Here is a 22817-nt window from a genome sequence, read left to right on the forward strand (position 1 = left end):
GTCGGCATCTCTGCCCTACCTTGCCGCAATCGCCGCAATAAACAGCGCGCAAGCCGCCGTGGATGAAACCGTCCGCACGTGGTTCCACAACGTCCAGTCCGTCAGATAGCGCGCCCACAGCGAGGCGGCCTCGTGGCTTGCCGGATCGGCCGCGGCCAGCGCGTTGTTGAGGGGCACGTTGAAGATCACCGTGACGACGAACATGCCGAGCACATAGAGCACGCCGCCGGCCGCCATCGCCATCGCGCCGGGTTCGCCCCAGCGCAAGACCGCGATCATCGCCAGCGCTGCGCTCGCAGCCGTCGTTGCCAGGAAGATCGGCATGAACAGCGATTGGACGATCTCTATGTTGATCGCATTCATCGCCGCGATGCCTGCCGCCTGCCCGATGCGGCCAAGCGCGGTCATGATGAACGTCGAGAATGCGAAATAGAGGCCGGCGAGCAGGCCGCAGCCAACAGCGGAAAACCACAGCAGGCCAACCATCACCATCTGCAGCATGATCATGCTCTCCAGACACCGGTCGCAGCGGTTCGGCGGGCGTAATCAGCAAAGTCCCGCGCAGGACGGCCGAGCGCCTGTTCGACGCCGTGCGCGACATCGGAATTGCGTCCGTCGAGCACGACGCTAAACAACTCGAGCAGAAGCGCGATGTGTTCCTCGGGCACGTGGGGCCGCATGCCGTCGGCAAATTGTTCCGAACCGATTTGCCGATAGTGGACCGGCCGTCCCGCGGCACGGGCGGTCTCGGCCACGGCCTGCGCAAAAGTCAGCGCGCGCGGCCCCGTCACCTCATAGACCTTCCCGGCGTGACGCCGGTCCGTCAGCGCGGCGACGACGACCTCGGCGATGTCATCGGCGTCGATGAACGGTTCGCCTACGGCTCCCGCCGGCAAGGCGATCTCACCGGCCACCACGCCGTCGAGCAGATAGCCTTCGGAGAAATTCTGGTTGAACCAGTTCGCGCGCACGACGGTCCAGGGAACGCCGGATTGCTGCAACGCCGCCTCCGCCCGTTGCGCACCCGGCTCGCCGCGGCCCGACAGCAATACCACGCGCTCCAGCCCGTTCTCGCGCGCCAGCCGACTCAACTCGGCGATCGCCTCCGCGGCGCCTTCGACCGCAATATCCGGATGGTAGGTGACGTAGGCCATCGAGACGCCGGCCAGCGCGGCCGGCCACGTCTCGGGCCGGGTCCAGTCGAACGGCACCGAGGTCGAACGCGATACCGGCCGCGTCGGGACGCCGCTCGCCGTTAGCAGTGCATTGACGCGCGCACCGGTCTTGCCCGCGCCGCCGATAATCAGGATCGGAAGGTCTGACATGGAAAATCCTTCTGGAACGTAATACGAGACTATCTCGTATTTGCCAAACCCGATAAACTCTCGTATTGATAGCGTCAAGTCGCTTTTATGTGAGAGGGCCGATGCCGAGGGGAAAATCCGGACAGAAAGCAGCCGAAGCAGGCGCGCCCGCGTTGGCGCGCCTGGTCCCGACCCAGCAGCGCAGCCGCGAGCGGTTCGAGAAAATTCTCGGCAGCGCAGCCGAGCTGATGGCTGAAAAAGGCAGCGAAGCCTTTCGCATGAGCGACGTCGTCGAACGCAGCGGCGTGCCGTTCGGTTCGCTCTATCAATACTTTCCGGACAAGACCGCTATCATCGGCACACTCGCGGAACGCTACAACGCGATCGGGCGCGACTGCGTCCGGCGCGACCTCGCCGTGGTCAAGAATGCCCGGGACCTGCATCCGGCCTTGTGCCGCATTACCGACAGTTACTATCAGATGTTCATGGACGTGCCGGTCATGCGCGACATCTGGCAGGCGACGCAGGCCGACCGTTCCTTACAGAAACTCGACGAGGAGGACGGCGTTTATCTCGCCGGGTTGCTCGGCGAGGCGCTGCGGCGTGTCGCGCCCGACACGCCCACGACCGCCCTCACCTCGTTTTCCCAACTGATCATGACGCTGATCGCGGCAACCGTCCGCCACGCGATCACGCAGAACGCGAAGGAAGCGGCCCGCATTCTCACCTTGTTCAAGCGCATGCTGCCGAAGAATCTGGCCGCGCTGGAAATGTAGGGAAGCGGTCGAGACTTACTGCTCGAACACCGCGGCACAAGCCGGCCGCAGGCTCGACTTCTGCCGGCGCAGGCATGCGGTAATCGCCCGGGCATTCGGGATCTCGCCGGCGCACAGGCGGTAGACGTCGGGCGTGCAGGCCCGGCGCTGTTCGGGGGTGCCTTGCTGGGCGCCGGCCGAGCCGCTCGCAATCAGTGTGAGCAGAAAGCCGAGCGCCAAAGCCCGGCGGGAATGACGCAGACGTGCCGCACTTCGCGCCAAGCTTGCCTTCATGACCGCGTTCTCCCTGGATCAAGCCCGCCTTGACAAGGCAGGCGTCCTCCCAGCGAATACGCGAAGTAAATTTTGCAAAAAGTGATTTTTCTCACACTTCGCCCCGCTTGCGCGGGGTTAGTGTTTGTGCGGGGAACTCAACACATTAGTAACCAGCTTTGCCGCGGTCGCCGAATCGTTAAAATTCGAGCGATCCGTTCAATCTGGAAACAAAAACCTTTTGCGACCATCGCCGCTGGAACCCCGGAGAGCGCGATGAGCGAAGTTGAATACAATTTGTTGCTGGAAGCCGTTCAAACGGCCATTGCGCCAGCCCCGGAGGATGATTTCGTGGTCCAGACCCAGCGCTCTTATCCGTCGCCGCGTGCCGCCAACGACAACCGGACCCCTTGGCCGCTGGTGCCGTTTCCCGAGGGCTGGTACGCCGCCTGCTGATCGCAGCGAGCCTGCAGCGGCCTCTCCTATAATTGGTGTAAGCCATTGATTATATGGATGGAGGCCACGACCAGAATTGAACTGGTGTACACGGTTTTTGCAGGTGTACACTTTCAGCAAGCACATCAATAGCTTAGGCTATCGTTGGCAACGTACGATGCAAGTCGTATCTGAGGTTGTAAATATCCATGGGTGGACAGAAATGTCCGCCCATTTTTTGTCTCTGATCCAGGTTGGCACCAGGTTTTTGGCTGGAGGCCACGCCCGGAATTGAACCGGGATAAAGGCTTTTGCAGAGCCGTGCGTAACCATTCCGCCACGTGGCCAGCCGGGGCACCTTCTGGCAGATCACCGTGGCAATGGCAATGCTGCCTGTTACGCGCTGGTTAGCAAACTTACACAGTCCGGTTCGTTCCGCCCGGCCCGGCGCCTCAGCCGGCGGATCTGTCGCCGAGACCGTTGTTCCGAAGGCCGAGCTTGGCGGTCCTGGCGCGGATGCCCCCGACCGTCCGCTTCAATTCGAGCGCGATGGCTCTCGGAGACTTGCCGCTACCGATCAATGCTCGAAGTAGCGCATCGCCTTCTGCCGTGCATCCGAGGCATCCGGCATAGTGCGAGGGAAATAATGCAGCAACCTTCAGTCGCGCACGTCACCGGACGTGACCGACTTTCAAGTCGGATCCGACCAGCCATCTGGTGCGTGCCGTCATTGCATCTCGGTGACGGCCGTGCGGCTTAGAAAACCCAACTGATGGCCGCGATGACGAACGGCGCGGCTACCAGCAGGACCGGCCAAAGCCGGAACATCAGGCGGCGAGACCATTACCTGCGGCGATTTTCTTCTTGAGCGCCTCGCAGACGCTGCGGACTTCGGATGTCATCAGCGAACAATCCTCGATCTGCAGGAAGTAGCGCTTGCCTTCCTCGCGATAGTTCGCCGCCAATTCCCTGATCTCGGTCGCTGTGGCGTGAACGCCGGCAACCATCGCCTCACATTTCTTGGCGGCCTCGGTCAGTTCGGCACCGAGCGCTTCGATCTCTTTCACGGCCGCGTCGTATTCGCGGACCACGGCTTCGGCCGAGAGTTTGCCGACCTGATTGACTCCTTCCTTGTGCTCGACGTAGTCGGGCATCGGACCCTTCGGCAACGGACGGTCGTGGCTATCGGACACTTCCCGGAGGACGGGCCCTAGCCGCGTTCTGCTGATTATGTCGCCGATCTCTCCTTCAAGGTCGTCAACGCTCAGCAATGGCGAACGCGTGAGTATTTCTGTACTTAAAGTCATCGACTAAGCTCCAAATTGTTACGCGGGGCGTTAAGGAATTTATCACCGTCAAGAACCTTGTCACCATTGTCCACAGCTGTTTCTGGGCAAACAGGGATTACCTATGCCTTCATGCAGGCATTGGAACCAAGCGGGTAACGGCGCAACACTGGGCATCCAGCGACACACGCGCACCTCGTCGACAGCCCTCTGGTTGAAATGTCGGAAGTCAGCCCCGCTTGCGCCGCCGATAGTCCCGCTTCTTCGGCTTCGGCGCGAGTTCCGGCATTTCGACCTGGACTTCCCGATACCGTGCCAGCATTCGATCGAAGCTGGCGTTGAGCGTTTCGGCAATTTCCGGCCGCTTCTCGAGCCCGGCGAGCAGCAGTCCTGCGGCCTCGATGGTGGAGAGGCCGTCGCCACGCGGTTCCTTGCGAAGCTTGCCGTAACGCGACGGGCGTTTCGGGCCCAAAATGACCCGCTGGCACTTCAACATCCACGCGTTGCGCCACCACAGCGCCTTGGCCTGGCTCCAGGTACCGTCGAGCAGCACGATGCCTTCGATGTCGGAGAGGATGGCGCGCTGGTGCGGCTCGACCTCGCCCTTGCGGTTGATCGCGACGATCTCGGCATCGGTATCGAGATCGGCGACCTTGGCCGAACCGAGATACAGCACCGCCCAGCGCGAGGGATCATCGACTTTCCGTCCCAGCGCCTTGGACAGGCTTGGCCAGGACAGTCCGATTTTGACGACCGCATCCTCAAAATGCATCGCCGTCAGCCGCGCGGTGCCGAGCGCCCTGTCCTGCTCCTGCGGGTGCTGCAGGATCAGCAGCGAGGTCCTGCTTTCGACTGGCGTAACGCTGTCGCAGATGCAGAGCGGCAGCGGCTTGCCGCAATGCGGACAGTCCGCAACCGCCTCCACGGCGGCTTCGGCCTGGGGATTGGATTGTTCTGACATCCGCCCGCTATACGCTTCGTGGCAAGTAATTCAACTATTCGGCAGGCGCGGCAATCGCCGCCGGCCGGAATCGCTGCCGCAGCCGGTCGATCAGGAGGTAGATCACCGGCGTCGTGTAGAGCGTCAGGATCTGCGACACGAACAGCCCGCCGATGATGGTGATGCCGAGTGGCCGGCGCAGCTCGGTGCCGGGGCCCGTGGCAATCACCAGCGGAATGCCGGCAAACAAGGCCGCCATCGTCGTCATCAGGATCGGCCGGAAGCGGACGCGGCACGCCTCGAAGATCGCGTCCGCCGACGACAGGCCGCGGTTGCGCTCGGCATCGAGCGCAAAATCGACCATCATGATGCCGTTCTTCTTGACGATGCCGATCAACAGGATGATGCCGACAAAGGCGATCACCGTCAGCGGCGTATCGGTCACCTGCAGCGCCAGCAGCGCGCCGAGGCCTGCGGACGGCAGGGTCGAGATGATCGTGATCGGGTGCGCAAGGCTCTCATAGAGCACGCCGAGCACAATATACATCGCCACCAGCGCGCCGAGGATCAGCAGCGGCTGCCTGCCGCTGGTCTTGTTGAAATCGCCGGCATTACCATCAAAGCTGCCGCGGATACCTTCCGGCATATGCAGTTCCTCGACCGCGCGCTGGATGTTCGTGGTCGCGACCTCTAGCGGCACGTTGGGCAGAAGATTGAACGAGACCGTCGTCGAGGGGAACGATTGCGAATGAAATACCGCCAGCGGCGACAGACCGCGCTGGTAGCGCACCACAGCCGATAGCGGCACCTGGGCATCGTTGGCGCCGGCCACGAAGATGCGCTCCAGGTTGGACGGGTCAGCCTGGAATTTCGGGTCGATCTCCAGCACCACCATGTACTGGTTGCGCTGGGTATAGATGATCGAGATCTGCCGCTGCGCGAACGCGTTGTTCAGGGCGTTGTCGATGTCCTGGACACGAACGCCGAGGCTCGAGGCGGTCTTGCGGTCGATCACCAGCGACAATTGCAGTCCGCCGGGATCGCGGTCGCTGGAAACGTCGGTGATGCCCTCCACGGTCTCCATGCGCTTCGCAACCAGCGGCGCCCATTTCTGCAACAGATCGAGGTCGGTGCTCGATAGCGTATACTGATAGTCGGAATCGCTTTGCCGTCCGCCGGTGCGGAGATCCTGCGCCGCGAACATGAACAGGCGAATGCCGGCCACCCTGTAGAGATTCCTGCGCAGGCGATCGATCACCTGCGCCGTCGACATGCCCGCCCGCTCCTCCGGCGGCTTTAGGCTGATGAACATGGTGCCGCGGTTGGAGCCGCCGCCGCCCGGGCCGGCGGTGCCACCGAGCGAAGAGCCGACGCTGGCGACCGCCGGATCGGCCATCACGATATCGGCCAGCTGCTGCTGCAGCCCGAGCATCGCCAGGAACGAAGTGTCGGGGGATGCGCGCGTCGCACCGATCACAAAACCGCTGTCGTCGGTCGGGAAGTAACCCTTCGGGGTCTTGATATACAGCACCACCGTCAGTGCGATGGTGGCAAAGAACACGAGCAGGGTCAGGAACGGGAAGCCAAGCACCGCCCGCAGCGTCCAGGTGTAGAAAGAAACGATGCGCGACAGCGTGCCCTCGACCAGGCGATCGAACCAGGTCGCGTGATCAGACGTCGCCTCCTTGATGTAATGCGCGCAGATCATCGGCGTGATCGTGAGCGAGACCACGGTCGACACCACGATGGCAAAGGTCAGCGTCAGCGAGAACTCGCGCAGCAGCCGGCCGACGATTCCGTCCATGAAAATCAGCGGCGTAAACGCCGCGATCAGGGACAGGCTGATCGACAGCACGGTAAAGCCGATCTGCCTGGCGCCCTCGAGCGCCGCCGGATACGGCGCCATGCCGTGCTCGAGGTTGCGATACATGTTCTCGATCATGACGATGGCGTCGTCGACAACGAAGCCGACCGAGATCGCCAGCGCCATCAGCGACAAATTGTCGATCGAAAATCCGGCGAGCCACATGCCCACGCAGGTGCCGGCCAGTGCCAGCGGCACCGAGACGCCGGCCGCAATGGTCGGCGTCAGCCGCCGCAGGAAGCAGAACACCACCAGCATGACCAGGAAGGCAGTCGCCAGCAGCGTGTACTGCATGTCGAGCACGCTGGCGCGGATGGTGCCGGTGCGATCGACCAGCGTCGAGATCTCCACGCCACCGGGAAGCCACTGCTTCAGATCAGGGAGCAGCGCCCTTACCCGGTCGACCGTGTCGATCACGTTGGCGTCGCCCTGCTTGGTGATCTGGATCAGGACGGCCGGCTGCTTGTTGAACCAGGCGATCGAGCGGCTGTTGCGGACGGAATCCTCGACGTCGGCGACGTCGGCGAGGCGGACGAAATTGTTCCCCGAGCTCTTGACGATGATGTCGCGGAATTCGGCGGCGGTGCGCATCTGCTTGTTGGTCGAAATCGTCTCGCTCTGGCGGCCGCCGTTGAAGATGCCGACCGGCCCGAGCGGATTGGCGTTGATGATCGCGAGCCGGACGTCGTCGGTCGCAATCCCCGCGTTCGACAGCGCCACCGGATTCAGCGCGATCCGCACCGCCGGCTGGTCGGCGCCGGTGACATTGACTTCGCCGACGCCTGGCACCTGCGAGATACGCTGCGCGATCACGGTATCGGCGACGTCGTACATCGCGCTCGTCGTCAGCGTCTTCGAGGTCAACGCCAGCACGAAAACCGGCGCGGCTGCGGGATTGGCCTTGCGGAAGCGCGGCAGCGACGGCAGGTCGCTCGGCAAATCCGCCAGCGAGGCGTTGATCGCGGCCTGCACGTCGCGCGCGGCACGATCGATGTTGCGGCCGATCGAGAATTGCAGCTGGATGCTGGTGGTGCCGAGCGAGCTGGTCGAGGTGATCTGGTCGAGGCCTGCGATCTGGCCGAGCCGGCGTTCCAGTGGCGCGGCAACGGTCGAGGCCATGACGGAAGGATCGGCGCCGGGCCGCGTGGCGGACACCCGGATCATCGGAAAATCGACGTTGGGTACCGACGAGACCGGCAGGAAGACATAGGCGACGATGCCGACCAGAAAGAGCCCGATCGCCAGCAGCGTGGTGCCCACCGGCCTGCGGATGAAGGGCTCCGAGATCGATGCCATCTATTGCATTCCCTCGGTCGCGCCGGCAACCGTCGGTCCGGGGGGCCCGGGGTCCGGCACCGCCTTCTCGATTTTGCGATTGAGCCGGTCGAGCGCCAGATAGATCACCGGCGTCGTGTAGAGCGTCAGCACCTGGCTCAGCAGCAACCCGCCGATGATGGAAATGCCGAGCGGAAAGCGTAGCTCTGCGCCGGTGCCGCTTTCGATCGCCAGCGGCAGCGCGCCGAACAACGCGGCCAGCGTCGTCATCATGATCGGGCGGAACCGCAACAGGCACGCCTGCACGATGGCTTGCTCGGGCGACATGCCCTGATGCCGCTCCGCCTCCAGCGCGAAGTCGATCATCATGATCGCGTTCTTCTTGACGATGCCCATCAGCAGGATGATGCCGATCAGGCCGATCACCGACAGGTCCTGCCCGAACAGCATCAGCGCCAGAATGGCGCCGACGCCGGCGGACGGCAGCGTCGAGAGGATGGTGATCGGGTGAATGTAGCTCTCGTACAGCACGCCCAGCACGATGTAGATCGTGACGATCGCCGCCAGAATGAGCCAAGGCTGGCCGGCCAACGATTTCGAGAACTCGGCCGCGTCGCCCGCATAGACGCCGACGATGCTGCCGGGCATGCCGATGCTGGTCTCGATTTTCTTGACCGCCTCGACGGCATCGCCCAGGGCCTCGCCGGGCGCGAGGTTGAAGCTGAGCGAGACGGCCGGAAACTGCGCGAGATGCGAGATCGCCAGCGGCGCGGTGGTGCGGGTCAGCGTCGCCACCGCGGACAGCGGCACCTGGGCGCCGGGGGCGCCTGCGGTTCCGGCCGCGCCCGGCAGATAGAGCTTTGACAGGATCGACGGATCGCGCTGGTACATCGGCATCGCCTCCAGCACCACGCGGTACTGGTTGGCCTGGCCGTAGATGGTCGAAATCTGCCGCTGCGCAAACGCATCATTGAGGGTGTCGTTGACCGCCTGGATGCTGACGCCGAGCTGGCCGGCGCGCTGCCGATTGATGTCGAGCGCGGCGCGCAAGCCGCCTTCCTGCGCTTCCGACGAGACGTCGCGGAACAGCGGATCCCGGCGCATTTCGGCAACCAGCTTTTGCGACCACAGCGAGACCTGCGCCGCGTCGGTGCCGGTCAGCGTATACTGGTACTGCGAGCGGCTCGACTGGGTCGAGATCTGCACGTCCTGCACCGGCTGGAAATAGATGGTCATGCCCGGGATGTCGGCGGTGCGTCGCTTCAGCCGGTCGACCACGACGGAAATGTCGTCGTGCCGCTCGCCGCGCGGCCGAAGCGTCATCACCAGGCGCCCGACATTGGTGGTCGGATTGACCGAGCCTGCCCCGATCACCGAGACCACGCCGACGACGTCAGGATCGGCCTGGATCGCCGCGGCCGCCGCCGCCTGCCGGCTTTGCATCTCGGCAAAGGAAACGTCTGGGCCGGCCTCGGTCACCGCCGTGATCGACGCGGTGTCCTGCAGCGGCAAAAAGCCCTTTGGCGCGATCACATACAAGAACAGCGTCGCGGCGATGGTCGCGAACGTCACCACCAGTGTCGCGCGCTGGCGCTGCAGCACCCACAACAGCGTACGATGGTAGAACGCGACCATGCGGTCGATGAAGCGGCTGACCGCGGCAAGCCCCGGGACCGTCATCTCCTCGCCGACATGCTTGAGCAGCCGCGAGCACATCATCGGCGTCAGCGTCAGCGAGACGATCGCCGAAGTCACGACCGCGATGGTCAGCGTCAGCGCGAATTCGCGGAACATGCGTCCAACCAGTCCGGACATGAACAATAGCGGGATGAAGACCGCGATCAGCGACACCGTCAGCGAGATCACGGTGAAGCCGATTTCGCTGGCGCCCTTCAGCGACGCCTCCATCACGGACTCGCCGTCCTCCATGTGACGGACGATGTTCTCGATCATCACGATGGCGTCGTCGACCACGAAGCCGGTGCCGATCGTCAGCGCCATCAGCGACAGGTTGTCGAGGCTGAAGCCCGAAAAATACATGATGCCGAAGCTCGTAATCAGCGAGAGCGGCAGCGCCACGCCCGCAATCAGCGTCGCGCGCAGCGACCGCAGGAACAGCAGCACGACCAGCGTCACCAGCACCACCGAAAGGATCAGCGTGAACTGGACGTCGCGGACGGAGGCGCGAATGGTGACGGTGCGGTCGGAGACGATGGTCAGCTTGACGCCGGCCGGGATCGCGCGCTGTACCTTGGGAATTTCCTCGCGGATCTGCCTGACGACCTCGATCACGTTGGCGCCGGGCTGCCGCTGGATGTCGATAATCACGGCCGGCGTGCCCTGATACCAGCCGCCGGTGCGATCGTTCTCCAGCCCATCGATGATGATGGCGACGTCGCCGATGGTGACCGGCGAGCCGTTGCGATAGGCGATGATGATCGGCTTGTAGGCCTCCGCCGCCGCAATCTGGTCGTTGGCGGCGATGGTGTAGGCCTGCTGCGCGCCGTCGAGCGATCCCTTCGGCCCCGACACATTGGCGCCCGCGATGGCGTTGCGCAGATCCTCCATCGAGATGCCGTAGGCGGCGAGCCGCGCCAGATCGGCCTGCACCCGCACCGCGGGCTTGAGCCCGCCGAGGATGGCAACGCGCCCGACGCCGGAAATCTGGCTAAGCCGCTGGCCGAGGATGGTGTCGGCGATGTCGCTCATGGCGCGCAGCGAAATCGTCTCCGACGTCAGCGCCAGCGTCAGGACCGGCGCATCCGCCGGGTTCACCTTGGCGTAGGTCGGCGGATACGGCAGGTTCTTCGGCAGGATTCCAGCCGCCGCGTTGATCGCGGCCTGCACGTCCTGGGTGGCGCCATCGATGTCGCGGTTGAGGTCGAATTGCAGCGATATCTGGCTGACGCCGAACGAAGAGGTCGACTGCATCGACGACAGCGACGGAATCTGCCCGAGCTGGCGCTCCAGCGGCGCCGTGATCAGGGAAGCGATCACGTCGGGGCTTGCGCCGGGCAGTTGCGTCGTCACCTGCACGGTCGGAAAATCGACCTGCGGCAGCGCCGAAACGGGCAACGCCCAATAGCCGAGCGCGCCGCCGATCATCAGCGCGATCCCCAACAGCGAGGTCGCGATCGGCCGGCGGATGAACGGTTCGGAGACGCTCATGGTTGCGTGCTCACTTGCGAATTCATCATTTCAGGCGTGCGGCGTTGCTGATCACGGCTGCGACTTCGCAGCGCCGCCCGATGGCTCGGCCGGTGCCGGGCCGGTTTGTCCCTTCTGATCGCCGTCGCCGCGCTCGCGCTTGCCGCGTTGCTCGCCGTCCTTGCCCTGACCGCCCTTGGAATCCGCCTTGGCATCCGGGCTGCGGCTGCGCTTGCGTGGCGCGAGGTCGGCGGTCGGCGCCCGATCATCGGTGCCGATCAGGACCTTGGCGCCGTCGGACAAATTGGCAAAGCCCGTGGTCACGACGCGATCCGACGTCGTGAGCCCGCTCGCGATCACAGCGTCGCTTTCGTTCTGCTGCGTCACCACGACCGGCTTCGCGGTCGCGATATTGTCTGGGCCGATCACATAGCTGAAAGTGCCGACAGGACCGCGCTGGACCGCCGACGTCGGCACCACGATCGCCTTCTCGATCGTTTCGACCTTCAGCCGCACATTGACGAATTGTCCGGGCCAGAGCTGGAACTTGGCGTTCGGAAATTCGGCCTTCAGCTTCAGCGTGCCCGTGGTCGGATCGACCTGGTTGTCGATGCCCTTGAGCGTCCCCGTATCGACGACGGTGACGCCGTCATTGCCGAACACGTCCACCGCCAGCACGCCCTTGGCCGCGGCGGCGTTGACCCGCACGATCTGCTGCTGTGGCAGGCTGAACTGCACCGCGATCGGCTGCAACTGGGTGATGATGACGAGGCCGGTTACATCAGCGGCGCGGATGATGTTGCCCTGGTCGACCTGTCGCAGGCCGGCGCGCCCCGACAGCGGCGCGATGATCTTGGTATAGCCGAGCGTCGCCTTTGTATTGTCTATCGCGGCCTGGTCGGCGTTTACCAGCGCCTCCTGCTGGGCCACGACCGCGCGCTGCGTATCGGCCTGCTGCTTGGAGCCGGCGTTCGATGCCGCAAGCTGCTGATAGCGCGCCAGATCGAGCTTCTGGTTAGCAAGCAGGGCTTCATCCTGCGCCTTCTTCGCCACCGCCTGGTCGTACTGCGCCTGATAGATCACGGGATCGATCTCGCCGAGCACGTCGCCCTGCTTGACGTCCTGGCCCTCGACGAAATTCACCTTGATCAGCTTGCCGTCGACCTGGGCGCGCACCGTCACCGTGTTCAGCGCGCGGACCGAGCCCACGGCGTCGAGATAGACCGGGACATCCTGCGTCCGCGGTGTCGCCGCCAGCACCGGCACCGGGAGATCGGGGCGTGCGCCGGGCCCGCCACGGCCGGTCTGCTTCTGCTGAAACGCGTTCCAGCCGAGATAGCCGAGCCCGCCGAGGATCAACAGCGTAACCGTCAGCGACACCATCCGCCGGCCAATGCCGCGCGCGACGCGCTTGCCCGCCGTCCTGGCGTCGTCCTTCAAATCCGGCTTAAAGAGCATCGACCGGCCTTTCCATCCTAGGCTCCCAGCCGCCCCCCAGCGCCTGATAGAGGCTGACGATCGCCTGCAGCCGGGCCAGTTGGGCCTGCCACAGCAAATCCTCTGCCTGGAATAACGTCGTCTGCGTATTTAGCACAGTTACGATATCGGCGGTTCCAGCCCGCAACTGCTGCTCGGCAAGCTGGAAGGCCCGCCGCGATGCCGCCACCACTTCGCGCTGCAGCCGCAGCCTCTCCGTGGTCTGGCGGATCGAGTACAGGGCGTTATCGACATCGGCAAAGGCCTGCACCACGGTCTTGCGATAGATCTGCAGCAACTCGTCCTGCTTCGCCTTGGTGAACTCGAAATTGCCGAGGATCCTGCCGCCGTCGAAGATCGGCTGGGTCAGGCTGCCGACCATGCTGAAGAAGGCGGCGTGCGGCTGAAACAGCGAGGACAGCGCCGAGCTTTGATAGCCACCCTGCCCGGTCAATTGGATACTTGGAAAGAACTGCGCGCGGGCATTGCCGACATTGGCGGTCGCCGAGGCAAGCTGCGCTTCCTGTCGGCGGATGTCAGGGCGCTGCGTCAGCAACTCCGACGGCAGGCCGGGCGTGACCCGCGGCGAACCGATCTGGTTGAGTGACCCGCCCTTGACCCGAACGGATTCCGGCGGCCGCGACACCAGGGTTGCCAGCGCGTTGATGTTCTGGTCGAGCGTCTGTTTCAGCGGTGGCACCTGCGCGCGCTGGTTGGCGACCACACTCTCCTGCTGCGCGACGTCGAGGTCGGTGCCGGTCCCGGCTTTGAAGCGGTCGCGGATGGCGTTGAGGATGCGCTCGGCGCTGGCGATGTTCTGCTGCGCGGTCCGAAGCCGGTCCTGCGCGGTTAGCACCTGGAAATAGGCGTTGGCAACCGTCGTCAGCGTGGTCAGCGCGACGACGTCGCGGTCGAAGCGGTTGGCGACCGCGGTCTCTTCGGCCGCCTGCGCGGCGTCGCGGTTCTTGCCCCAGAAGTCCAGCTCGTAACTGGCGCTCAGCGAGGCTGAGTAATTGACGACCTCACGGCCGCCATTGGTCAGGCCGCTGGCGCTGGAGCCGGACGTGCGGGAATAGGTCTCCTGGCCGGTGCCGCTGAGACTGGGCAGCAGCGCCGCGCCCGTGATCCGCGCCTGCGCATCGGCCTGCCTGAACCGCGCGGTGGCCGCCGCAATGTCCAGATTGACGGTCTGGGCCTCCTCCATCAGGCCGGTCAGCTCCCGGGAACGGAAGCCGCGCCACCAGTCGAGCGTCGGCGGCGCGTCGGCAGGCTTCGAAAGCCGGGCTGCCTTGTAGCCCTCGGGCACGTCGAGCGCGGGGTCGGGAAGATCCTTGGTCAGGATGCAGCCTGCAGAACTGGCGACAAGGCCCAGCACCGCAAACGATCGCGCCAGCCGCTTACCGCCGGGGACGAGACCACGCCAGCATTCGATCGCAGCAGTTGCAGTTCCGTGGGTCACACCCGTTCTCCACCGGGCAAATCCCGGCCCGGCGCACGACGAGCACTTCTCCTGATGGCCAGCATTATGTTCACGGGGTGATGCTTCCGTTGGAACCGAAGCACCATACTACCCTTGCGACTCGGGCGCGGACAGCCCCGCGCAGCCCTTCACCAATCGCCGGTTTGGACGCGTAAAACAGGCGGCAAAGAGCTCACTTCCCCTTATTTTATAGGGTTTGGAACTCTGTCGGGATGCCGCAGGATCGCCGAAATCTTACGAAGATTTCATGGGGCTTTCCCGGGGCTTTTCCCCTGTTCTGATGCCCCGCCTCGCCTGTCCTGCAGCGAATCCCCGCCCGTGGCCGATTTGAAACTCCCGGAATAGCCCCCCGTATCTCGCAGCGTGCCATGGAGGGCCAAAAATGCGGGTCGCGGTGGTCGGGACGGGAATCAGCGGCAACGCTGCGGCCTGGACCTTGTCGAAACATTATCCGGTCACCGTCTACGACCGCGAACTCAGGCCCGGCGGCCACAGCCATACCGTCAGCATCGACTATGACGGGGCTCAGCTTGCGGTCGACATCGGCTTCATCGTCTACAATGAACTGAACTATCCGGACCTGACGGCGCTGTTCGCCCATCTCGGCGTCGAGACCATCGAAAGCTGCATGAGTTTTGCGGTGACGGCGGACACCGGCCGCTTCGAGTGGAAAGGCGGCGGCAACAACTGGTTCGAGACCGCACGCGGATTGTTCGCGCAAGCCAGCAACCTGTTGTCACCCTCCTATCTCTGGATGCTGCGCGATATCGTCACCTTCAACCAGCAGAGCGTCGAGGATTACGCGGGCGGAAAACTGGCCGGGCTGACGCTCGGCGAATATTTCCGCACGCGCCACTTTGCGCCGCGGCTGTTGACCGACTATCTGGCGCCGATGGGCGCTGCGATCTGGTCGGCGCCGTCGAGCGAGATGCTGGACTTCCCGGCCGAAAATTTCGTCGCCTTCTTCGCCAATCATCGCCTGCTGCAATATGACCGTCCGGTCTGGCGCACCGTGAAGGGCGGCAGCCAGCACTATGTCGAAAAACTGACCGCCTCATTCCGCGACCGGATCAGGCTTGGCTGCGCCGTCACGGCAATCGAGCGCACGGCGCATGGCGTCGTCGTCCACGACAGCCATGGCAAGACCGACACCTACGATCACGTCGTGATTGCGTCCCACAGCGACCAGGCACTGGCGATGCTGCCGGATGCCGACGAGCGCGAGCGCGCTATACTGGGTGCGATCGGCTATTCCCCCAACACGATCTACCTGCACCGCGATCCCGCGCTGATGCCGAAGCGCCGGCGTGCCTGGGCCTCCTGGAATTTCCTGCGATGGCCGCGCCAGGGGGGCGTCGATAACGACGTCTCCGTGACCTACTGGATGAACGAGCTGCAGGGCATCGATCATGACAAGCCGCTGTTCGTCAGCCTCAACCCGCCGGTCGCGCCCGATCCCGCGCTGACCTTCGGCAAATACCTCTGCGAGCATCCGCAATATAACGCCACGGCCTTTGCCGCCCAGAAGCGCCTGCCCGAGATTCAGGGCCGGCGACATACCTGGTTTTGCGGCGCATGGACCGGATACGGCTTCCACGAGGACGGATTGCGATCAGGCCTTGCGGTCGCCGAGGCGCTCGGCGCGGTGGCGCCATGGCGTCAACCGCTGCTGGGGCTGGCGGAGGCTGCGGAGTAGCCATGCGCGCAACACCGGCAGGATCAGAACGACCTGGCGCTCCCGCCAACGCCGCCTCGCTTTACGTCGGCGAGGTCATGCATGCGCGGCTGAAGCCGATGGGTCATCGCTTCAGCTATCGCGTGATGAGCCTCTTGATCGATCTGGACCGGCTGGCGGACGCAGACCGGCAATCGGCGTTGTTCGGCGTGAACCGCGCGGCGCTCTACAGTTTCCATGAGGCCGACCATGGCAGGCGGGACGGATCATCCATGCGCGCCTGGGTGCAACTTCGCGCGGCCGAGCGCGGCATCGACCTCACGGGCGGACGGGTGCTGCTGCTCTGCTATCCCCGCCTGCTCGGCTACACCTTCAATCCGCTTTCCGTCTATTTCTGCTATCGCGCCGATGGTGGGCTGGCACTGCTGATCTATGAAGTGCGCAACACCTTTGGCGACATCCATCCTTACGTCCTGCCGGTGCTATCTGGCGAAATCAGCGACGCCGGCGTGCGGCAGCAACAGGACAAGCTGTTCTACGTCTCGCCCTTCATCGAGATGGCGATGCGCTACCATTTTCGCGTGCTGCCGCCGGGCGAGCGTGTGCAACTGCGAATTCTGGAAACTGACCGTGAAGGCCCCCTGCTCGCTGCAACTTTCAATGGCAGCCGTCGCATGCTCAACACCAAGGAGCTGCTGCGCGCATTCTTCGCCCTCCCGCTGGTCACCATGAAGATCATGGCGGCGATCCATTGGGAGGCGCTGCGGCTCTGGCTGAAGGGCGCGCGGCCGGTGCCGCGGAAAGACGCAGCCCTCAATACCGGCTTGGCGACCGTGAATGGCAACGATTATACTTCGCCCGCGTTGTCCACCCGTGCCAGGAATTGAAGCAGGGTCGATTGACCATGCGAGGCCGGGTAAACCGCCATTCGATGGATCGCCCATGTCCGAGCTGATTTCGGTCACATCGGAAACCGTAGACGCGACGTTTCCGGAATTGCCCCGCCTCGTCCGGCTGGCGCTGGGCTTCGGTTCAAAGCTGCGACATGGCACGCTCGACGTGACGCTGGCCGACGGCCGTGTTGTGCGACTGGGTGGCAATGCGCCAGGTCCTGCCGCCGCCATGAAGATTTACGATTACGGCTTCGCCTCACGGCTGCTGCGCGGCGGCGATATCGGCATCGCCGAGGCCTATCTGCGCGGCGAATGGGACACGCCCGACCTCACGCAATTCCTCTATCTGTTCTGCGTCAACCAGGACTGGATGCAGACCATGCTGGTCGGCAACCCGCTGACACGCACCTTCCAGGTCGTCAGGCACTGGCTCAATCGCAATACGCGGCGGCAGGCCCGCCGCAACATCTATGCGCATTACGACATCGGCAACGCGTTCTATTCGGCGTGGCTCGATCCCAGCATGACCTATTCGTCCGCACTGTTCGAGGACGATACCGCAGACCTGACGGCGGCCCAGCACAACAAGTACCGCCGGCTTGCCGAGGCAATCGATCTGCGGCCGGGCCAGAAACTTTTGGAGATTGGCTGCGGATGGGGCGGCTTTGCCGAGTACGTCGCCAAGACGTACGGCACCAAAGTCGTCGGCCTGACCATCAGCAAGGAGCAGCGCGATTTTGCCCAGGCGCGCATTCACAATGCAGGGCTCAGCGATCAGGTCGAGATCAGGCTGCAGGACTATCGCGACGAGCGCGACCGCTATGACCGGATCGCCTCGATCGAGATGATCGAGGCGGTCGGCGAGCAATTCTGGCCGAAATATTTTTCACAGTTGCGCGACCGCCTGCTGCCCGGTGGCCTCGCCGGCCTCCAGGCCATCACCATCCAGGACAGCCTGTTTCAAACCTATCGCCGCGAAGTCGACTTCATACAACGCTACGTCTTTCCGGGCGGCATGCTGCCCTCGCCGCAGATCCTGAAAACGCTCGGCGAGCGCTTCGGCGTTCCCGTCATCCGCGAGCGCATTTTCGGGCAAGATTATGCCAGGACGCTTGCGATCTGGCGAAGCAATTTCCGCGCGGCCTGGCCCAACCTGACGCCGTCGGGATTCGACGACCGCTTCCGGCGGCTGTGGGAATATTACCTCGCCTATTGCGAGGCGGGGTTCCTGTCCGGAAATATCGACGTGCGTCAGGTGGTGTTTGCGAAATCGGGCTGACAGCCCTGTTTCAGCGCTGGCTTGTATGCCCTGCGGCGGTCCATTAGGGTCGCCTAACGATTGGGCAAACAACCGGCAATTTCAAAACATGGCCTTCAACAAAGACGTCATCGAAGCGATCGGCAACACGCCCCTCATCAAGCTGAAGCGCGCATCTGAGCTGACCGGCTGCACCATTCTCGGCAAGGCCGAATTCATGAATCCCGGCCAGTCGGTCAAGGACCGCGCGGGCAAGTGGATGATCCTTGAGGCCGAGAAGCGCGGTGACCTCAAGCCCGGCGGGCTCGTGGTGGAATCGACCGCGGGCAACACCGGCATCGGTCTTGCCGTCGTCGCCAGCGCGCGCGGTTACCGCACGCTGATCCTGATCCCGGAAACACAGAGCAAGGAAAAGAAGGACACGCTGCGGCTGTGCGGCGCCGAGCTGATCGAGGTGCCGGCGCTGCCTTACGCCAATCCGAACAACTACCAGCATGTCGGGCGGCGGCTGGCCGCCCAGCTTCGCAAGACCGAGCCGAACGGCGTGTTGTTTGCCGACCAGTGGAACAATCTCGACAACGCCAAGGCGCATTACGAATCCACCGGACCGGAGATCTGGGAGCAGACCGGCGGCAAGATCGATGGCTTCATCTGCTCGGTCGGCACCGGCGGCACGCTGGCCGGCACCAGCCGCTATCTGAAGGAGAAGCACCCGGGCATCGTCAACGCCTGCGCCGATCCGCATGGCTTTGCGATGTACGAGCTGTTCAAGAATGGCACCGCCAAATCGACGCCGGGTGACTCCATCACCGAGGGCATCGGGCTCGGCCGCGTCACGCCCGTGATCGAGACCGCCAAGGTCGACGACGCTTTCCTGGTTCCGGACGAAGAAGCCGTGAAGGTGATCTATGACCTGCTCGAGCACGAGGGCCTGTGCCTCGGCGGCTCGACCGGCGTCAACGTGGCCGGCGCGATCCAGCTCGCCAAGCAGCTCGGACCCGGCAAGACCATCGTCACGATCCTCGCCGATTCCGGCAACCGGTATCAGTCAAAGCTGTTCAATCCGGAGTTCATGCGCTCGAAGAACCTGCCGGTGCCGGCATGGCTGGAGAAGCGCACCGAGATCGACGTGCCGTTCGAGAAGGTGTGAGAGCGTCCGAGATAGCCTAGACGTCGTAGGGTGGGCAAAGGAGCGCAAGCGACGTGCCCACCATCCATCAGCGAGCACGTTGCGCGATGGTGGGCAAGCTGCGCTTTGCCCACCCTACGGCAGCGTCAATGCCGCAGGATCTGGCTCAGGAACAGCTTCGTGCGCGCGTGCTGCGGATTGGCGAAGAATTCCTGCGGCGTATTGGACTCGATCACCTGCCCGGCGTCCATGAACACGACGCGGTTGGCGACCTCGCGGGCAAATCCCATTTCGTGGGTGACGACCAGCATGGTCATGCCTTCTTTGGCGAGATCGACCATGGTGTCGAGCACTTCCTTGACCATTTCCGGATCGAGCGCCGAGGTCGGCTCGTCGAACAGCATCACCTTCGGGTTCATGGTCAGCGCGCGGGCGATCGCCACGCGCTGCTGCTGACCGCCTGACATCTGGCCGGGATATTTGTTGGCCTGATGCGGGATCTTGACCCGCTCCAGATATTTCATCGCGGTCGCTTCGGCATCCTTTTTCGGGATGTTGCGCACCCAGATCGGCGCCAGCGTGCAGTTCTCCAGCACGGTCAGATGCGGAAACAGATTGAAACTCTGGAACACCATGCCGACCTCGCGGCGGACTTCGTCCACCCGTCGCAGGTTCGGACCCAATTCGATGCCCTCGACGACGATCTGGCCTTCCTGGAATTCCTCCAGCGCGTTGATGCAGCGGATCAGCGTCGACTTGCCCGAACCTGACGGGCCGCAAATGACGATGCGCTCGCCCTTGGCGACGTCGAGGTTGATGTCGCGCAGCACGTGAAAGTCGCCGTACCACTTGTTGAGCGCGTTGATGCCGACGATCGAGTTTGCGGTCATGGTCCTGTACTCAGTTGCGACGATGGGCGTTCAGCCGGTTCTCGACGAACAGCGAGTAACGCGACATCCCGAAGCAGAACACGAAATAGATCATCCCAGTGAAGGCAAAGCCGGTGAACAGCGTCGTCGGCGTCGACCAGACCGGATCGGAGAACGAGGCGCGCAATTGTCCGAGCAAATCGAACAGCGCCACGATCGAAACCAGCGAGGTATCCTTGAACAGGCTGATGAAGCTGTTGACCAGGTTCGGGATGACGTAGCGCAACGCCTGCGGCATCACGATCAGCGCCGTGGTCTTGCTCCAGGACAGGCCGAGCGCGCTCGCCGCCTCGCCCTGGCCGCGCGGGATCGCCTGCAGGCCGCCGCGGATGTTTTCAGCCTGGTAGGCGCCGGTAAACAGCGCGATTCCGATCAGGGCACGCACCAACCCGTCGATGGTGAAGCCGGTCGGAACGAACAGCGGCAACATATAGGTTGCGAAGAACAGCACCGTGATCAGCGGAACCCCGCGCCAGAACTCGATGAAGGCAATCGAGAAAATCCGGATCAGCGGAATCGACGACCGCCGGCCGAGCGCGAGCGCAATGCCGACCGGCATCGAGGCGACGATGCCGGTGACCGCCACCACCAGCGTCACCAGCAGCCCGCCCCACAGCCGCGTGTCGACCTCTGGAAGCCCGCCGCGGTCGAGCCCCATCACCGCGATCACAATGCCGATGCCGGCAAAGATTGCCAGACACGTGACCAGCGGACGCCAGCCGGCGCGCGTGCCGCCGCCCAGCCAGAACAGCAAGCCAGACACGATCACGGCCGTTGCGAGGAGGTCGGCCCAAACCGGACGGCCGGAGGCCTGGATCTGGTCACGCAGCCAGGTCAGCGGCAGCAGCACCCAGCCAACCGCCGTGCTCAGCAGCACGATCAGCTTGCCAATGAGCCACAGCAGCGGTCCGATGACGGCCGTCGTCTCGCTGGAGGCTACGAGTTTCCTGCCGCCGTCGCCGATACTGTCGTTGAAGCCCGCAAGAAGCCCGGCCGTCCAGCTCACGCCGAAGCCACCGATCCCGCCGCCACGCAGCAGGAAGAAGGCAAGGATGGGGAGTGCCAGGAAGAACAGCAGGGCGTTGGGCCCCTTGCCCGGCAGCCGCGGAATCAGCAGTGGGATCAGCAGGATCGCGGCGAGAGCGAAGACTAGATTGACCCGCCAGCGCTCCGGCTCCGGATAAAAGCCGTAGATGAACTGCGGAAGCTTGGCCTGGATGAAAGGCCAGCACGCGCCGACCACGTCCCCGGGACTTTTCGCCAAACAGGCGGTTCGGTCCGTGCCCGTCCAGACCGCGTCGACGAGCAAGAATTTCAGTGCGGGCACGAGGATGAACCACAGCAGCAGCGCGCTGACGATGGTGATCAGGATGTTGGTGGGCGAATTGAACAGACGCGTGCGCAGGAAGCCGATGAAGCCGGTGGTCTTCACCGGCGCGGGCCGCTCGGGCACCAGATCCCGACGGACGAAATGGGATGAAGTTGTGTCGCTCATCCGCCCATGCTCCGGCTGATCCGCCATCCATAGAAGCTCATGATCGCGCTGGTGACGAGCGAGATCAGGAGATAGACGCCCATGGTGATGCCGATGATTTCAATCGCCTGCCCGGTCTGGCTCAGCGTGGTTCCGGCGAATACAGAAACCAGGTCGGGATAGCCGATGGCGACCGCCAGCGAGGAGTTCTTGGTCAAGTTGAGGTACTGGTTGGTGAGCGGCGGCAGGATCACGCGCATCGCCTGCGGGATCACGATCAGCCGCAGCACCGAACCGCGCTGCAGTCCGAGCGAGGAGCCGGCTTCCATCTGGCCCTTGTGCACGGAAAGAATGCCCGCGCGCACGATCTCGGCGATGAAGGAGGCGGTATAGGTCGACAGCGCCAGCGTCAGCGCCACGAACTCCGGAATGACGCGCGAGCCGCCGGCGAAGTTGAAGCCCTTCAGTACCGGAATTTCAAACTTTACGGGCGCGCCGAACACAAGCGTCGAGAGCAGCGGAAGACCGATCACCAGGCCCAGTGCATAAGGCCAAACCTTCATCACCTTGCCACTATCGAACAATAGCCGTCGGGAATAGCGCCACAGCGCGATCGCGGCAACGATCGCGATCAGCAACGCCAACACGAACGGCTCAAAACCCGGCTCGCCGATCGGCTTGGGTATGATCAATCCGCGATTGCTGAGAAAGAAACTGTCGAAGATCGAGATGCTCTGCCTGGGATTAGGCAGTGCGGCGAGCACCGCGAGATACCAGAACAGGATCTGGAACAATACCGGCAGGTTGCGGATCAGTTCGACATAGCCGCCCGAGATCCGCGACAGCAGCCAGTTCGGCGACAGCCGTCCGAGTGCGACGATGAATCCGATCAGGGTGGCAAAGAAGATGCCGATCACCGAGACCAGCAGCGTGTTCAAGAGACCGACGAGGAACACGCGCGTGTACGGATCGGATCCCGAATACGGGATCAGGCTCTGGCTGACGTCAAAGCCCGCATTGTTGGCAAGGAAACCGAAGCCCGCGGTGATCCGCTGCGCCTGCAAATTGGCGCGGGCATTGGCGACGATCTCATATGAGATCCAGGCGAGCGCGGCGACGAACAGCAGTTGGAGCACGAAGCCGCTCCAGCCCGCCCGGCCGCCGAGCGCCCGCTGCAGCTTGGGAAGAAGCTGCGACGGTGGTTGTCGGGGTTCGATGGCCATC

The 22817-nt window shown here is 63.7% G+C and carries 18 protein-coding genes and 1 tRNA gene; 6 read left to right on the forward strand and 13 right to left on the reverse strand.

Annotated features, from left to right (window positions below; genetic code table 11):
• Positions 1-15: 15 nt before the first annotated feature.
• Positions 16-501, reverse strand: coding sequence for an anthrone oxygenase family protein (locus tag ACVWVY_RS28780; RefSeq protein ID WP_456629536.1), 486 nt, complete (start codon positions 499-501; stop codon positions 16-18).
• 2 nt (positions 502-503) lie between these two features.
• The gene (locus tag ACVWVY_RS28785) at positions 504-1325 is read right to left on the reverse strand and encodes an NmrA family NAD(P)-binding protein (protein WP_456629537.1); all 822 of its coding nucleotides are present in this window, start codon (positions 1323-1325) and stop codon (positions 504-506) included.
• Between the two features lie 101 nt (positions 1326-1426).
• Between ACVWVY_RS28785 and ACVWVY_RS28790 the strand changes: the two genes are divergently transcribed.
• Positions 1427-2080, forward strand: a complete 654-nt coding sequence (locus tag ACVWVY_RS28790) for a TetR family transcriptional regulator (RefSeq protein WP_456629538.1) — start codon at positions 1427-1429, stop codon at positions 2078-2080.
• 15 nt (positions 2081-2095) lie between these two features.
• Here ACVWVY_RS28790 and ACVWVY_RS28795 read toward each other — a convergent pair whose 3' ends face one another.
• Positions 2096-2353: a hypothetical protein gene (locus ACVWVY_RS28795; RefSeq protein ID WP_456629539.1), complete on the reverse strand. Its 258-nt coding sequence runs from the start codon at positions 2351-2353 to the stop codon at positions 2096-2098.
• A gap of 255 nt (positions 2354-2608) precedes the next feature.
• Here ACVWVY_RS28795 and ACVWVY_RS28800 point away from each other — a divergent pair, with 255 nt between their 5' ends.
• Positions 2609-2788, forward strand: coding sequence for a hypothetical protein (locus tag ACVWVY_RS28800; RefSeq protein WP_456629540.1), 180 nt, complete (start codon positions 2609-2611; stop codon positions 2786-2788).
• Positions 2789-3040: 252 nt separating this feature from the next.
• On the opposite strand, the gene ACVWVY_RS28805 is transcribed toward ACVWVY_RS28800, so the two are convergent.
• The 7 genes from ACVWVY_RS28805 to ACVWVY_RS28835 form a co-directional block, all read right to left on the reverse strand.
• A tRNA-Cys gene (locus ACVWVY_RS28805) sits at positions 3041-3114 on the reverse strand.
• 480 nt (positions 3115-3594) lie between these two features.
• The gene (locus ACVWVY_RS28810) at positions 3595-3921 is read right to left on the reverse strand and encodes a hypothetical protein (protein ID WP_456629541.1); all 327 of its coding nucleotides are present in this window, start codon (positions 3919-3921) and stop codon (positions 3595-3597) included.
• 361 nt (positions 3922-4282) lie between these two features.
• Positions 4283-5014 carry a tRNA-uridine aminocarboxypropyltransferase gene (locus tag ACVWVY_RS28815; protein ID WP_456629542.1) on the reverse strand — a complete coding sequence of 244 codons (732 nt, stop codon included), beginning with the start codon at positions 5012-5014 and terminating at the stop codon, positions 4283-4285.
• A gap of 34 nt (positions 5015-5048) precedes the next feature.
• A complete protein-coding gene (locus tag ACVWVY_RS28820) occupies positions 5049-8153 on the reverse strand; it encodes an efflux RND transporter permease subunit (RefSeq protein WP_456629543.1) in 3105 nt (1034 codons plus the stop codon).
• Entirely contained in the window at positions 8154-11300 is a 3147-nt protein-coding gene (locus ACVWVY_RS28825) for an efflux RND transporter permease subunit (RefSeq protein ID WP_456629544.1), read from the reverse strand.
• A 51-nt stretch (positions 11301-11351) separates the two neighbouring features.
• Positions 11352-12737, reverse strand: coding sequence for an efflux RND transporter periplasmic adaptor subunit (locus tag ACVWVY_RS28830; protein WP_456629545.1), 1386 nt, complete (start codon positions 12735-12737; stop codon positions 11352-11354).
• Positions 12727-14187 (reverse strand): efflux transporter outer membrane subunit, encoded by a 1461-nt coding sequence (locus ACVWVY_RS28835; RefSeq protein ID WP_456632333.1) that lies wholly within the window; start codon positions 14185-14187, stop codon positions 12727-12729. The genes ACVWVY_RS28830 and ACVWVY_RS28835 overlap by 11 nt, the downstream gene beginning before the upstream one ends.
• A 430-nt stretch (positions 14188-14617) precedes the next feature.
• Between ACVWVY_RS28835 and ACVWVY_RS28840 the strand changes: the two genes are divergently transcribed.
• From ACVWVY_RS28840 to ACVWVY_RS28855, 4 genes are all read left to right on the forward strand, one after another.
• Positions 14618-15931, forward strand: coding sequence for an NAD(P)/FAD-dependent oxidoreductase (locus ACVWVY_RS28840; RefSeq protein ID WP_456629546.1), 1314 nt, complete (start codon positions 14618-14620; stop codon positions 15929-15931).
• Between the two features lie 2 nt (positions 15932-15933).
• Positions 15934-16797 (forward strand): DUF1365 domain-containing protein, encoded by an 864-nt coding sequence (locus ACVWVY_RS28845; RefSeq protein WP_456629547.1) that lies wholly within the window; start codon positions 15934-15936, stop codon positions 16795-16797.
• A 55-nt stretch (positions 16798-16852) separates the two neighbouring features.
• Positions 16853-18082, forward strand: coding sequence for a class I SAM-dependent methyltransferase (locus ACVWVY_RS28850; RefSeq protein WP_456629548.1), 1230 nt, complete (start codon positions 16853-16855; stop codon positions 18080-18082).
• A gap of 88 nt (positions 18083-18170) precedes the next feature.
• Positions 18171-19211 (forward strand): cysteine synthase A, encoded by a 1041-nt coding sequence (locus ACVWVY_RS28855; protein ID WP_456629549.1) that lies wholly within the window; start codon positions 18171-18173, stop codon positions 19209-19211.
• Between the two features lie 125 nt (positions 19212-19336).
• Here ACVWVY_RS28855 and ACVWVY_RS28860 read toward each other — a convergent pair whose 3' ends face one another.
• The 3 genes from ACVWVY_RS28860 to ACVWVY_RS28870 are packed head-to-tail and all read right to left on the reverse strand — an operon-like array spanning position 19337 to position 22816.
• Positions 19337-20080: an amino acid ABC transporter ATP-binding protein gene (locus tag ACVWVY_RS28860; protein ID WP_456629550.1), complete on the reverse strand. Its 744-nt coding sequence runs from the start codon at positions 20078-20080 to the stop codon at positions 19337-19339.
• 10 nt (positions 20081-20090) lie between these two features.
• Positions 20091-21614, reverse strand: a complete 1524-nt coding sequence (locus ACVWVY_RS28865) for an amino acid ABC transporter permease (protein WP_456629551.1) — start codon at positions 21612-21614, stop codon at positions 20091-20093.
• Entirely contained in the window at positions 21611-22816 is a 1206-nt protein-coding gene (locus ACVWVY_RS28870) for an amino acid ABC transporter permease (protein WP_456629552.1), read from the reverse strand. The genes ACVWVY_RS28865 and ACVWVY_RS28870 overlap by 4 nt, the downstream gene beginning before the upstream one ends.
• Position 22817: the final 1 nt, after the last annotated feature.

Source organism: Bradyrhizobium sp. URHC0002, from assembly GCF_054059515.1.